Source organism: Pedobacter sp. (assembly GCF_041662865.1).
Lineage (GTDB): Bacteria > Bacteroidota > Bacteroidia > Sphingobacteriales > Sphingobacteriaceae > Pedobacter.
On the sequence record NZ_JBAZRL010000036.1, the window covers coordinates 20540 to 35002 of the forward strand.

Annotated in this window: 13 protein-coding genes; 8 read left to right on the top strand and 5 right to left on the bottom strand. The window is 33.3% G+C overall.

Translation table 11 applies throughout. The features are described 5' to 3' along the window. Positions 1-26: 26 nt before the first annotated feature. Positions 27-2216, bottom strand: coding sequence for a DNA helicase RecQ (recQ, locus tag WC622_RS12045; protein WP_372819959.1), 2190 nt, complete (start codon positions 2214-2216; stop codon positions 27-29). 87 nt (positions 2217-2303) lie between these two features. Here recQ and WC622_RS12050 point away from each other — a divergent pair, with 87 nt between their 5' ends. Both WC622_RS12050 and WC622_RS12055 read left to right on the top strand, forming a co-directional pair. Further along, positions 2304-3269, top strand: a complete 966-nt coding sequence (locus WC622_RS12050) for an SIS domain-containing protein (RefSeq protein ID WP_372819947.1) — start codon at positions 2304-2306, stop codon at positions 3267-3269. 21 nt (positions 3270-3290) lie between these two features. Further along, on the top strand, positions 3291-4382 hold the full coding sequence (locus WC622_RS12055; RefSeq protein ID WP_372819948.1) for a mannose-1-phosphate guanylyltransferase: 1092 nt from the start codon (positions 3291-3293) through the stop codon (positions 4380-4382). On the opposite strand, the gene rlmB is transcribed toward WC622_RS12055, so the two are convergent. After that, positions 4379-5146: a 23S rRNA (guanosine(2251)-2'-O)-methyltransferase RlmB gene (gene rlmB / locus WC622_RS12060; RefSeq protein ID WP_372819949.1), complete on the bottom strand. Its 768-nt coding sequence runs from the start codon at positions 5144-5146 to the stop codon at positions 4379-4381. The genes WC622_RS12055 and rlmB overlap by 4 nt on opposite strands. Positions 5147-5334: 188 nt before the next feature. Here rlmB and dnaB point away from each other — a divergent pair, with 188 nt between their 5' ends. Continuing rightward, the gene (dnaB, locus tag WC622_RS12065; RefSeq protein WP_372819950.1) at positions 5335-6900 is read left to right on the top strand and encodes a replicative DNA helicase; all 1566 of its coding nucleotides are present in this window, start codon (positions 5335-5337) and stop codon (positions 6898-6900) included. On the opposite strand, the gene chrA is transcribed toward dnaB, so the two are convergent. Together chrA and WC622_RS12075 are read right to left on the bottom strand one after the other, a co-directional pair. Continuing rightward, on the bottom strand, positions 6897-8096 hold the full coding sequence (gene chrA / locus WC622_RS12070) for a chromate efflux transporter (RefSeq protein ID WP_372819951.1): 1200 nt from the start codon (positions 8094-8096) through the stop codon (positions 6897-6899). The genes dnaB and chrA overlap by 4 nt on opposite strands. An 11-nt stretch (positions 8097-8107) precedes the next feature. Next, complete coding sequence (locus WC622_RS12075; RefSeq protein ID WP_372819952.1) at positions 8108-8443, bottom strand: tetratricopeptide repeat protein; 336 nt, start codon at positions 8441-8443, stop codon at positions 8108-8110. Between the two features lie 111 nt (positions 8444-8554). On the opposite strand from WC622_RS12075, the gene WC622_RS12080 reads away from it, so the two are divergent. The 5 genes from WC622_RS12080 (at position 8555) to WC622_RS12100 (ending at position 13673) form a co-directional block, all read left to right on the top strand. Continuing rightward, a complete protein-coding gene (locus tag WC622_RS12080) occupies positions 8555-9292 on the top strand; it encodes an electron transfer flavoprotein beta subunit/FixA family protein (protein WP_372819953.1) in 738 nt (245 codons plus the stop codon). A gap of 69 nt (positions 9293-9361) precedes the next feature. Then, the gene (locus WC622_RS12085; RefSeq protein WP_372819954.1) at positions 9362-10330 is read left to right on the top strand and encodes an electron transfer flavoprotein subunit alpha/FixB family protein; all 969 of its coding nucleotides are present in this window, start codon (positions 9362-9364) and stop codon (positions 10328-10330) included. A 56-nt stretch (positions 10331-10386) separates the two neighbouring features. Beyond that, positions 10387-11001: a bifunctional nuclease domain-containing protein gene (locus WC622_RS12090; protein ID WP_372819955.1), complete on the top strand. Its 615-nt coding sequence runs from the start codon at positions 10387-10389 to the stop codon at positions 10999-11001. Between the two features lie 165 nt (positions 11002-11166). Continuing rightward, positions 11167-12552, top strand: coding sequence for a nucleoside permease (locus WC622_RS12095; RefSeq protein WP_372819956.1), 1386 nt, complete (start codon positions 11167-11169; stop codon positions 12550-12552). A gap of 20 nt (positions 12553-12572) precedes the next feature. Continuing rightward, entirely contained in the window at positions 12573-13673 is a 1101-nt protein-coding gene (locus WC622_RS12100; protein ID WP_372819957.1) for a DUF3667 domain-containing protein, read from the top strand. A 69-nt stretch (positions 13674-13742) separates the two neighbouring features. Here WC622_RS12100 and WC622_RS12105 read toward each other — a convergent pair. Continuing rightward, positions 13743-14463: citrate/2-methylcitrate synthase (locus WC622_RS12105; protein ID WP_372819958.1), on the bottom strand; the 721-nt coding region annotated here is incomplete at its 5' end.

Below are 14463 nucleotides of genomic sequence, written 5' to 3' on the forward strand. Positions count from 1 at the left end.
TTATCCTCAAAGGATTTTAGAATGTATTAGTTACCTAATTCGGACATAAATTTAATCCGCATTAATTGTATTTCTTCGCGAGTATAATCGCTTTCGCCTAAATCGCTTAAGGCTTCGTCTATCGAATCATTGTCAGCGGATCTAAAATAATCGAAAACTTCATCTTGCCTATCTTCATCAATTACTTCATCAACAAAATAGCCTAAATTCAGTTTTGTACCCGAATTCACAATAGCTTCAACTTCCTTTAAAATGTCAAAATAAGTAATACCTTTTGATCGAGCAATATCTTCCAAACCGATTTGTCTGTCAATATTTTGGATGATAGAAACCTTTAATGCAGATTTATTTGCCTGAGTTTTAATCACTAAATCAATTGGTCTTTCGATATCATTATCTTCAACATATTTTTTAATGAGCTCGATAAATGTACCACCAAATTTTAACGCTTTGCCATGCCCTACGCCAGAAATTTGTTTCAATTCATCCATTGTAATTGGATAATGCGTACACATTTCTTCTAACGATGGATCTTGAAAAACCACAAATGGAGGAACATTTTTTTGCTTAGCAATTTTCTTACGAAGATCTTTTAGTAAACCTAACAGTTGTGTATCTAAAGCTCCAGTTCCATGTTTTACATCGTCTTCATCATCGTCAGCTGCGCTTTCTATAAGTTCATTTAAAATGAATTTTAAGCTGTAAGGATTTTCAATAAATTCCTTACCACTTTTAGTTAAGCGCAATAAACCGTAATTATCAATATCTTTTGAAACAAAATTATTTAATACTGCTTGTCTAATTAACGATTTCCAAAGTATTTCACCATCTTCTTTACCTTGGCCAAACTCTGGCAATTTATTTTGTTCATAAGCAATAGTTTGCGCCGTTTCACTACCCATAAAAATATTTAGTAAATGAGTATCGTCAAATTTTTCGCCTGTAGATTCGATTAATTTAAGAAACGTTAATAAATGCTGTTCAGCTTCAAATAATTGCTTTGGTTTTTTACAATTATCGCACATGCAATTACAGCCAGTCTCATTAAAGTTTTCTCCAAAATAATGTAATATCTGCTTTCTTCGGCATACACCAGATTCAGCATAATCAATTACTTCTTTTAATATTTGTGTACCTATTTCACGTTCTGAAACAGGCTTAGCTTTCATGAATTTTGCTAGCTTATCGACATCTTTTTGAGCGTAAAAAGCTAAACAAACACCTTCTCCTCCATCTCTTCCTGCTCTACCAGTTTCCTGATAATAACCCTCCATACTTTTTGGAATATCATGGTGAATTACAAAACGTACATCAGGTTTATCTATTCCCATACCAAAGGCAATTGTAGCTACAATTACCTCAGCATCTTCCATCAAAAATTTATCTTGAGTTTCTGCTCTAACTTTAGGCTCTAACCCGGCATGATAAGGCAAAGCTTTAATTCCGTTAAGATTTAAACTCTCTGCAACTTCTTCTACCTTTTTACGACTTAAACAATATATAATCCCCGATTTACCTGTGTTATACTTAATATATCGGATGATTTCTTTAATTACATCTCGTTTAGGTCTAATTTCGTAAAATAGATTTGGTCTGTTAAATGACGACTTAAACAATGTTGCATCAGTCATTTGCAGATTTTTAATAATGTCTTGCTGTACTTTTGGAGTTGCAGTAGCAGTTAACGCTATTATTGGAATTTCTTCTCCTAAGCCTGTAATTACCTGTCTTATTTTGCGATATTCTGGTCTAAAATCATGGCCCCATTCAGAAATACAATGTGCCTCATCAACAGCAACAAAAGAAATCTTAAGCAATCTTAAAAATTCAATGTTTTCTTGTTTGGCTAAAGATTCTGGCGCAACATATAATAATTTAGTTTGCCCATCTAATAAATCACTCTTAACCTGAGTAATTTCTGTTTTATTTAAGGATGAATTAAGAAAATGGGCAATACTATCGCTTCCACCAAATGCTCTTAATTGATCTACTTGGTTTTTCATTAACGCTATTAATGGCGAAATTACAATGGCTGTACCCTCACTCATTAATGCTGGCAACTGGTAACATATTGATTTACCTCCGCCAGTTGGCATAATTACGAACGTATTTTTTCCTTCTAAAACATTGGTAATTATCGACTCTTGATCTCCTTTAAAATTATCGAAACCAAAGAAAGTTTGCAAATTATCAAACAACGACTTTTTCACGTCCATTTTTTGTATCAAATATTCTGTGCTATTATTGTTCAAAATAACATAATTTTGCAGTAATTAAAGCATCAATATACTAATAAATTCTCTTTGAAAAGTAAAAAATCTATTATCGAAACAGCTGTTTCAACTTTAAAGTTAGAATCAGAGGCTATTTTAAACCTTTTACAACACATTAACGATGATTTTGTAAAAGTTGTACATGCTATTTTAGAAAGTAATGGACGAGTAATTGTTACAGGAATAGGCAAGAGTGCGATTATTGCTCAAAAAATTGTTGCTACATTTAATTCTACCGGTACACCAGCAATTTTCATGCATGCAGCTGATGCTGTACATGGAGATTTGGGAATGATCCAAAAAGATGATATTGTAATTTGTTTATCCAAAAGCGGAAATACACCAGAAATTAAGCTTCTAGCCCCTCTTTTAAAGCAATCTGGTAATTTATTAATTGGTATGTTGGGATCATTAGATTCTGATTTAGCCAAGCAAGCCGATTTAATTTTAAATACAACAGTTGAAAAGGAAGCTTGTCCGCATAATTTAGCTCCTACTACAAGTACAACTGCACAATTAGCCATGGGTGATGCTTTAGCGATTTGTTTATTGGAAGCAAGAGAATTTAATACAGATGATTTTGCTCGTTATCATCCTGGAGGATCTTTAGGAAAACGCCTCTATTTAAAAGTTGGCGATTTAGCCGCTAAAAATGAAAAACCAAGTATTTCTCCTTCAGCTTCTGTAAAAGATGTAATTATTGAAATTAGCAAAAACCGTTTAGGTGCAGTTGTTGTTATAGACAATGATAAAATTTTAGGCGTAATAACTGATGGTGACATCAGAAGGATGTTAGAGAAACACTCTACTATTGAAAATATAACTGCTGCAGATTTGATGAGTGCTCATCCAAAAAGAATTGATAAAGATGAGTTAGCGTTATTAGCTTTAGAATTAATCAAAAAAAACAACATTACTCAGTTATTAGTTACCACTGGTGATACTTATTACGGAATGGTACATTTGCATGACCTTTTACAAGAAGGCATTATTTAAATTAAATTATCTTTGCAGTACATGAATAAAAATAACTACGCATTAATTATGGCTGGCGGTGTAGGTAGCCGTTTTTGGCCAGTAAGCAGAACAGAGCATCCAAAACAGTTTATAGATTTTTTCGGCGTAGGTAAAACCCTTATTCAAAGTACATACGATAGATTTTTACAAATCTGTCCAGCAGAGAACATCTTTATTGTAACCAATGAGATTTATGTTGATTTAATCAAAGAACAACTACCTCAAATAAGTGAAAATCAGATTTTAGCAGAACCAATTATGCGTAATACAGCGCCATGTATTGCTTACGGTTCTATGAAAATTGCAAAGATTAATCCAAATGCTGTAATTGTAGTTGCGCCATCAGACCATACCATTGCTAATCAAAAAGGATTTATTCAAGCTATTGAGCGATCTATGGAGGCGGCGTCAAAAAGCAATAGTTTAATAACTTTAGGAATTAAACCAAATAGGCCAGATACTGGATATGGTTATATTCAATATGTTGATGAAGTTTTAAAAACCGATGATGGCATACATAAAGTGAAAACTTTTACTGAAAAACCAAACTTAGAACTTGCACAATCTTTTATTAAAAGTGGTGATTTTTTATGGAATGCGGGTATTTTTATTTGGTCAGCGAAAGCCATTAATCATGCTTTTGAAAAACATTTGCCGGATATGCATGAGATTTTCCAGCAAGGAAATTTGTTTTATAGCACAGCTAATGAAGCAGAATTTATTGCGAATGCTTATCTGCAATGCACTAATATTTCTATAGATTTTGCCATAATGGAAAAGGCGAATAATGTATATGTTCTTCCAGCAGATTTTGGTTGGTCTGACCTTGGAACTTGGGCTTCTATTTACGAAATGGCAGAAAAAGATTATGTGGGAAATGCTGTTATTCCTTCTGATCAGGTAATGATGTTCGATTCTTCTAATTGCATGGTAAATGTACCAAGCGAAAAATTAGTAATCCTACAAAGTTTGCACAATTATATTGTTGTTGAATCAAATAACACCTTATTAATTTGCCCACGTTCTGAAGAGCAAAATGTGAAAAACATTGTTGCAGATGTAAAAGCTAAATTCGGGAATAAGTTTATTTAAGAAGTTCTCTGCCTCACAGCTTCATATAATATTACACCAGCAGAAACTGAAACATTTAATGATTCAATTTTGCCTGCCATTGGTATTTTAGCTAAATGGTTAGCAACTCTTAGTAAATCATTCGATATTCCTTCATCTTCAGAACCCATTACTATTGCAGTTGGCATAGTGTAATCAGGTGCATAAATTAAATCATTAGTTTTCTCTGTACAAGCCACAATTTGTAAGCCGCTATCTTGTAAAAACAAACATATTTTACACAAATTATCATGTCTACAAATTGGAATGCTAAACAGTGCACCAGCAGATGTTTTTATCGCATCGGCATTAATTTGAGCTGCATTTTTTAACGGAACAACAATAGCATGAACCCCAACACAAGCCGCCGTACGGGCAATTGCACCCATATTACGAACATCGGTTACGCTATCTAAAATTAAAATCAAAGGAGTTTCACCTTTTTCAAAAACAGAGGGAATAATATCTTCTATATTTTGATAAGTTATTGGAGAAATCACTGCTATTACACCTTGATGGTTTTTTTGCGACATTCTATTCAATTTCTCAACTGGAACAGAACTTAAAGGGATTAATGTGCCATGAAGTAAGGTTTTTAGTTCTGAAAATAAATCTCCAGTTAAACCACGTTGTAAATAAATCGTTTCAATATCTCGACCTGCTTTAATTGCCTCAATAACTGCTCTTATTCCAAAAACAAATTCATTATTCTCTTTTACGCGTTGTGGTCTTCTAAAATTATCCATACTTTTTAATCTGTTACAAAAGTAATTTAAATAAATTTCTATGGCGAATTGTTTAAGTGCTTATTAACATTTAATTGTTTAGAAAAAAATAAAAGATGTTAAAACAATTAAAAAATGCAACAACTTAATTAACAGCTTGTTTAAAAAGATTTAGAAAATCAACATTTCTTTTGTATATTTTTGTTGGTATGATTACCGATAACGAACCACAAGGGCAAGGAAAATTTTCAACTTCAGCACGTAAAAGTAGATTAACTACTTCTATGAATACAATGGGCAAAATACCGCCTCAAGCCATAGATTTAGAAGAAGCTGTTTTAGGTGCTTTGATGTTAGAAAAAGATGCGCTATCAACCGTTATCGATATTTTAAAACCTGAAGTATTTTACGCAGAAGCACATAAAAAGATATTTGAAGCAATCCAACAATTGTTTCAAAAATCTAAGCCTGTAGATATTTTAACTGTTACTTCAGAAATGCGTCAGCAAGGCACTTTAGAAATAGTTGGAGGTGCATATTACATTACTAACTTAACTAATCGTGTAGCATCGGCTGCAAATATTGAGTATCACGCTCGTATTATTTCTCAAAAATATATCCAACGTGAGTTAATTAGAATTTCTACAGAAATTATAACAAATGCTTACGAAGACACTACCGATATTTTTGACCTTTTAGATCACGCTGAAAAGAATTTATTCGATATCGCCCAAAATAATTTGCGTAGAGATACACAGAAAATGGACGAGATTATTAAACAATCTTTAGCTACTCTTGAAGAATTACGTACAAAAACTGATGGTTTAACCGGCGTTCCTTCTGGCTTTACAGATTTAGATAGAATTACTGGTGGTTGGCAAAAATCTGATTTGGTAATTATTGCGGCTAGACCTGCAATGGGTAAAACAGCTTTTGTACTTACCTGTGCTCGTAATGCCGCGGTAGATTTCAAAAAACCAGTTGTAGTTTTCTCATTGGATATGTCATCGGTTCAGTTGGTTAATCGTTTAATATCTGGTGAGACCGAAATTGAGCAAGAGAAGATAAGAAAAGGAAATTTAGCGGAATGGGAATGGCAACAATTGCATAGCAAAATTGGAACTTTAACAGAAGCTCCTCTCCTAATAGATGATACGCCTGCTTTAAATATATTCGAATTCAGAGCAAAATGCCGTCGTTTAAAATCGCAGTACGATATACAAATGGTAATTGTCGATTACTTGCAGTTAATGCATGGTAAAGGTGAAGGTCAGAGCGGTGGCGGTAACCGTGAGCAAGAAATTGGTAGTATTTCACGAGCGTTAAAATCAGTCGCTAAAGAGTTAGAAGTTCCTGTTTTAGCACTATCTCAATTAAGTAGAGCTGTAGAAAACAGACCTGGTCAAAATGGTAAGCGTCCATTATTATCAGATTTGCGTGAATCTGGTTCAATTGAGCAAGATGCCGACATGGTATTGTTCTTATATCGTCCTGAATATTACGGAATTACAGAAGATGAAAATGGTCGATCACAAGCAGGTATTGGTGAGGTAATTATTGCAAAGCACCGTAATGGTGAAACTGGGATTGTTCCACTTCGCTTTATTGGTAAATATGTGAAGTTTGCAGATTTAGAAGAGAACTTTATGCCACAGAACAGTTTTTCTTCTGAAAGTCAAATCATGCCATCTCAGAATTTCGAAAAATCTTCTGGAAATGTAATTATCAGACCTTCCAAAATGGATGATTTCTCTGATGAGGATGCGCCTTTTTAAATAAAAAAGCCTAAAAGTATTCCTGCTAAAATAATAAATGGTGGGCTTATTTTAGTGAAATTTAATATTAAAAAGGTTGATATTAAAATGGATATAGGCAATAAATCAAACCCTATTGGTTTTATGAGCAATAAAAAAGCTGCAATGATAAAACCTACACTTACCGCGTTTATTCCAGCTAAAGAATATTTAATTCGAGTTATTTTCTTCAAATCATCCCAAAAAGGGACAATAAATAACACTAGAATTAATCCTGGTAAGTTAATTCCTAAAACAGCTAAAGCACCACCGAGAACTTGTCCTGAGATACCATACCCGCCCTGTTTCATACTTAAAGCTCCAAGATAACTTGTAAATGAAAATGTTGGACCTGGCAAAACTTGTTGAACCGCAAAACCAGAAATAAAATCAGACTGCAATAAATAGTGTTTCATCTCTACGAACTCAGTAAACATTAAAGGAACCAAAACTTGCCCTCCTCCGAATACAAAAATCCCGTTACGATAAAAATTCTCAAACAACCTGATTGGCAAACTAAAAGGAGATGTTCTATTGATAATTGCTCCTAACATTGCCATAAAAAGTAGCACACCAATAAAATAAGATAGTTTTCTGGGATTGATATTCGCGAATAACCGTACTCTAATTTGCGCTTCATCGGTTGGTGTTCCAATTGCTGATGAAACCATTCCTCCTATTAAAATAGCCAAAGGGAATACATATGCATTTCTCAAAACTAATGTGGCTACTACTGCCCCAAATGCTAAAAAAATAGCTACTTCGTTCACCAAAACTTTTTTACCTAAATTATAGGCTCCATAAGCCACAATACCTAATGCAATCGGATGGATGAATTTTAAAATTTCAATAAAGCTTTGTTTTTGATCAAGCATAGCATAACAGATGGCTGCTAGTGTCATGATCGCTGCCGATGGTATAATCCAAATTAAAAAAGTAAGAATAGCAAGTTTTATACCCCCTACTTTGTAGCCAATACCTACCAAAGTTTGTGTAGAAGCCGGACCAGGCAAAACTTGGGCCAGCGCATTTAATTCCAATAATTCTTCTTCAGAAATGAAGTGTGTATTTTTAACGAAGTATCTTAGCAAAAGAGAAATATGTGCCTGTGCGCCTCCAAAAGCGGTAAATGTAAAAAAGATTACATTTCTAATAAATAAGAGCTGTCTTTTTGCCAATGGATTTTTAATTAATCATCTTCATAATCTAAACCTGCTGCAGAATTGTAAGCCCCTTGTAATTCAGAAAGCGCATGCATATCTCTTTTCTCTCTGGCTGCTGCCATTCCTTTTTGATAAATTTCAATTGCTTTGTCCTTTTGGGTATGTTTTTCGTACAATTTACCTAAATGATAATAAGTTCCAATATAAGTAGAATGTTCATCAACGAGTTTCAAATAATAGGCAAATGCATTTTCTGTGTCATTTAATGAATTATATTCAGTGGCTAAAGCATATAATATAAAGGGATCATTAGGTTCGTTCTCCAAAAATTCCAATAACTTAGCTAATCGTGTGTTTTGCATTTTAAATCCCTGCTTTTTTAATTAGATTTGCACAAAGACAATTTAAAGAATCTATCGTTAGTAAAATAACTAAATTATAGGTTCATTACCTTTAAAAACAAATGTAAACGTATGAAAATATTAGTTTGTATCAGTAATGTGCCCGACACGACTACAAAAATAACTTTTACCAACGATAATACACAATTCAATACTGCTGGTGTGCAATTTATTGTAAATCCATATGATGAGATTGCATTATCAAGAGCTATAGAGTTATGTGAGGGTGGAAAAGGAACTGTTACAGTTATTAATGTTGGTGAAAGTGCTACTGAACCAACCATCAGAAAAGCATTGGCAATTGGAGCTGATGATGCAGTAAGAGTAAATGCTGCCCCGAGAGACGCTTATTTCACGGCCTTTCAGATTGCAGAATATGCAAAAACTAATGATTTTAACATGATTTTATGTGGAAGAGAATCGATTGATTACAATGGTTCTCAAGTTGCCGCAATGATTGGAGAATTTTTAGATGTTCCATCGATTTCAATTATTAAGAAATTAGATTTTGATGGTACAACTGCAACTATAGAAAGAGAAATTGAAGGTGGTAAAGAAGTGGTTTCGGTTACTGGTAAATTTGTTGCTAGTTGTGCAGAAGGTACTGCAGAGGCAAAAATTCCAAATATGAGAGGGATTATGTCTGCTAGAACAAAACCTTTAACAGTTGTAGAAGCTGTAGCTATTGAAGAATTAGGTAAGGTGACCAAATTTGAAACTCCTACTCCTCGTGGTGCTGTTAAATTAATACCAGCGGAAAATGCAGAAGAATTAATCACTTTGTTGCATACCGAAGCTAAAGTAATTTAGTTTTCAGACAGCAATCTATCAAATAATAAAAATTAAAATCTTCCTATTAGGGATTAGAAAATAAAATATATGTCAGTATTAGTATATGTAGAACAAGCCGATGGTAAATTTAAGAAATCTGTTTTTGAAGCAGTTTCTTACGCAAAAGCTATCGCCGATAATCAAAATACAAATCTAACCGCAATTTCTATTGGTAATGTTTCCGAAAGCGAATTGAAGGAATTAGGTAAATATGGTGCATCTAAAGTATTAAACGTTGCAGCAGATCAACTAAAAAACTTTGTAAATCAAGCATATGCTTCGGTAATTACAGAAGCTGCTAAAACTGAAAGCGCAAATCTTATTGTTCTTTCTAACTCTTTCTCTGGTAAAGGATTAGCACCACGTATTGCAGTAAAACTTAAAGCAGGTTTAGTAGATGGGGCTGTAGAATTACCGAATTTTGATGGTGCGTTTTCTGTTAAGAAAACTGCTTTCTCTGGTAAAGCTTTTGCTATTACTACTTTAACATCTGATAATAAATTAATTGCTTTAAATCCAAATGCTTTTGGCGTAAAAGAAAATGCTATTGATGCAACAATTGAGAATTTTAGTCCAGAAATTAAATCAACAGATTTAACTGCAATTGTTAAAGAAATTGTAAGAGCAACCAATAAAATCTCTTTGCCAGATGCTGAATTAGTAGTTTCTGCTGGTAGAGGATTAAAAGGACCTGAAAACTGGGGAATGATTGAAGAATTAGCTGAACTTTTAGGTGCAGCAACTGCATGTTCTAAACCGGTTTCTGATGCAGATTGGAGACCACATTCTGAACACGTTGGCCAGACAGGAATTGCTATTAGTCCCAATTTATATATTGCTATTGGTATTTCTGGTGCAATTCAGCATTTAGCTGGAGTAAGTTCATCAAAAGTAATTGTAGTAATTAATAAAGATCCAGAGGCTCCTTTCTTTAAAGTTGCAGATTATGGTATCGTTGGCGATGCTTTTGAAGTTGTTCCAAAAATTATTACCGCTTTAAAGGCACATAAAGGATAGTTTTACAAATATTATTATACCTATAAGGTTAAATAACCTTATAGGTTTATCAAACTATGAAAAAAGTAAAACTCGATATAGTAGGTTTATCATATAGTCAAACCCAATCTGGTGCTTATGCACTTGTTCTAGGCGAAGTAAATGGTCGTAGACGTTTGCCAATTATCATTGGTGCGTTCGAAGCTCAAGCTATTGCGATAGAAATTGAAAAGATGACTCCCACTCGTCCTTTAACACATGATCTTTTTAAAACATTTGCTCAAACTTACCATATCGAAATTTTAGAAATCATCATTTACAATTTAGTTGATGGTGTTTTCTTTGCAAAATTAATTTGTACCGATGGCAAAACTACTCAAGAAATCGATGCTCGTACTTCTGATGCAATCGCTTTAGCAGTACGGTTTAATGCAACAATTTACACTTACGAATTTATTTTATCTTCTGCCGGAATAGTAATTGAAGGCAATGACTTTCTGTTCTTAGAAAATATCGATTCTATAGCAAAAGAACATAGTTCTGAGGATATGCAGACTTCTATTCCAGTTTCTGGTTATCAATCTTTATCTGATGAAGAATTACAGCAAAAATTGGAACAAGCATTAGCTGAAGAGGCTTATGAAAAAGCAGCTCGTATTAGAGATGAATTGAATAAAAGAAATTCGAGCTAAATTTAAAACTAAACACTTCCCTTCTCTTTCCACAATTTCGCAATGTATATAGTTATTGTTTCAAAATAATTATAACTTACAGCTGTATTTAACTAAACAGCTATAAGCCATCTTATAAGATAATAAAAGCTATTAATTACCGAAAAAACCAAAAACTAAACTTATATGAATATCAAGTTTCGCTTAACCATCATGAGTTTCATGCAATTTTTTGTGTGGGGCGCATGGCTAATTACAATTGCAAATTATTGGTTTGGCACTAAACAATGGGATGGTACACAATTCGGAGCAATTTTCGCTACTATGGGCTTTGCTTCTTTGTTTATGCCAACGATTACAGGTATTATCGCCGACAAATGGATAAACGCTGAAAAATTGTATGCTATCCTTCATATATTATATGCTGGTGTTTTGTTTTATATCCCTCAAGTTGATAGCCCTAATGCATTTTTCTGGGTAATGATGTTGGCAATGTGTTTTTACATGCCAACAATCTCTCTGAGTAATTCTATTTCTTATTCCACATTAAAATCAAGCAACGTAGATGTTGTAAAAAATTTCCCTCCAATACGGGTTTGGGGTACTGTGGGTTTTATTGCTGCCATGTGGATTACCAACTTAACTGGTAGTAAAGCAAGCGCTTATCAATTTTATATCGCAGGTATTGCAGCTTTAGGCTTGGGTATTTATGCCTTAACATTGCCTCAATGTAAACCATCAAAATTAATTGACGAGAAAACCACTTTTGCTAAAAAGCTAGGCTTAGAAGCATTTAAATTATTTGCCAATTATAAAATGGCTTTATTCTTTATTTTTTCTATGTTTTTAGGTGGTGCATTGCAATTAACTAACGCCTATGGAGATGTATTTTTAGATGAATTTAAGCATTTCCCTAAATATGTAGATTCATTTGTAGTTAAGTATTCTACAATAATAATGTCTATTTCTCAGATTTCTGAGACGCTTTTCATCTTGGCTATTCCATTTTTCTTAAAACGATTTGGCATTAAAAAAGTAATGATCATAGCAATGTTAGCATGGGTTTTCCGCTTCGGATTATTTGCCTATGGTGACCCAGCTAGTAATTTATGGATGATTATTATGTCATGTGTTGTTTATGGAATGGCATTTGATTTCTTTAACATATCAGGTTCATTATTTGTAGAAACTTCTACAACTGCAAAAACACGTTCTTCAGCTCAAGGCTTATTTATGATGATGACTAACGGGTTTGGCGCTGTATTTGGCAGTTTAGTATCAGGTTGGATGATTGATAAATACTTTACTAGAACCTTTACTGATATTGATGCTACATCTAAATTTGTTGGATCAGAGCCTACAAATAGTCATTTATTGGAGTTTGTAAAAACACAAGGTGTTAAGATTTTAGATAATGGTACTTTTGATAAAGCTATAAATATGAAAGATTGGCATAACATATGGCTTTCATTTACCATATATGCATTAATAATCACCGTTTTGTTTATCATTTTCTTTAAGCACAAACACAATAGAGCCGAAGCAGAGGCAATTGAAGCTATCAGTCATTAAAATTAGATTCCCTTAACAAAATGTCATCCGTTAAACATAGAAAAGAGAAAGATTGCCTTAATTGTGGTCATATAGTCGAAGAAAAATTTTGTACACATTGTGGACAAGAAAATATTGTAACCAAGGAAGATGCTTTCCATATGGTAACACATGCTATAGCAGATTACTTTCATTTTGAGCATAAATTTTTCGGAACAATAGGGCCATTGTTATTAAAACCTGGTAAGCTAACCAAAGAATACGTTGCAGGGAAAAGAATGGCTTCTATCCATCCTATTCGTTTATATATTTTTATTAGTATTGTTTTCTTCTTAGTTATTCTTAGCGGTAATAAATCCGATGAGAAAGAAATAGAAAAAAAGAAACCTGCTTCTACCAACAAGACTCTTTCTCCTAAAGAAATCGACAGTTTGCAAGCAGAGAAAATTAAAGGTGTAGAAGAAGCAATGAAATATGTACCATTGAAAAGTGCAGTAAGAGATAGTATTATAAAAGCAGCAAAAGAAGACATTAAGAAAGATAGTAGTAGTACAGACACAGACATTAATTTATTTACTGGAAAGAAGAAGAAGAAATGGGGTGGAAATTGGGGAGTAAAAGATACTACTGTTGCTGATTACGAGAAACATCAATTAGCGTTGCCAAAAGGCGAAAGAGATGGTTTTATTAAGCATTACATTAATAAAAGAAGTATAGAACTTAATAAGTACCCAAATCCCACAGAAAAATTTAAAGAAGATTTACTTCATAACATCCCAAAAATGATGTTCTTGTTATTGCCTATGTTTGCACTTATTCTCAAACTGGTTTACATCAACAAGAATAAATATTATTACGAGCATCTCATTTATTCATTCCATTTACATTCGGCAATATTTTTAAGTGTACTGGTAACTCTACTCTTACAATGGCTATTTGGTTTTATATACGATATTAGTGGCTGGCTGACTTTCTTATGCACAATTTACATTATATGGTATATTTATCGCTCTTTACGAACATTTTATGGCAGTACAAGATGGATTACCGTTCTAAAATTATTTTTCTTAAGCTTTGCTTATAACATTGTACTTACCATTTGCTTCTTGATTATTATTGCATTCAGCTTTGTTATGATTTAAAAAGTTTGAACTATAAAAAAGCCGATACTATATTTTAGTACCGGCTTTTTTATTGGAATATATTTATTGTTATCTCTTGCTAATTTCTACAAAATCCATATCAACATTTCCTACATACACTTGACGAGGGCGACCAATTGGTTCTTTGTTCTCATGCATTTCTTTCCATTGTGCAATCCATCCTGGTAAACGGCCTAATGCAAATAAAACAGTAAACATATCCGTAGGGAAACCTAAAGCTCTGTAAATGATACCAGAATAGAAATCTACGTTTGGATATAATTTACGATCGATAAAATAAGGATCACTTAATGCTGCCTCTTCTAGTTTTTTAGCAATTTCTAATACTGGATCATTGATTCCTAACTTTTCTAAGATATCATCGCAAGCTTTTTTAATAATTTTCGCTCTTGGATCAAAGTTTTTATACACACGGTGACCAAATCCCATCATACGGAATGGATCGTTTTTATCTTTTGCCTTATTTATCCATTTTTCGGTATCACCACCATCTTCTTTAATCAATTCAAGCATTTCGATAACAGCTTGATTAGCACCTCCATGCAATGGACCCCATAGAGCAGAAATACCAGCAGAAACTGAAGCATATAAATTACAATCTGAAGAACCAACCATTCTAACTGTAGATGCTGAGCAGTTTTGCTCATGATCAGCATGTAGAATCAACAAAGTATTCATTGCGCTTACCACAACTGGATCAATCTCAATTTCTTCTGTACGTTGACCAAAAATCATATTCATGAAATTGGTTACATAATCGTATTTATTT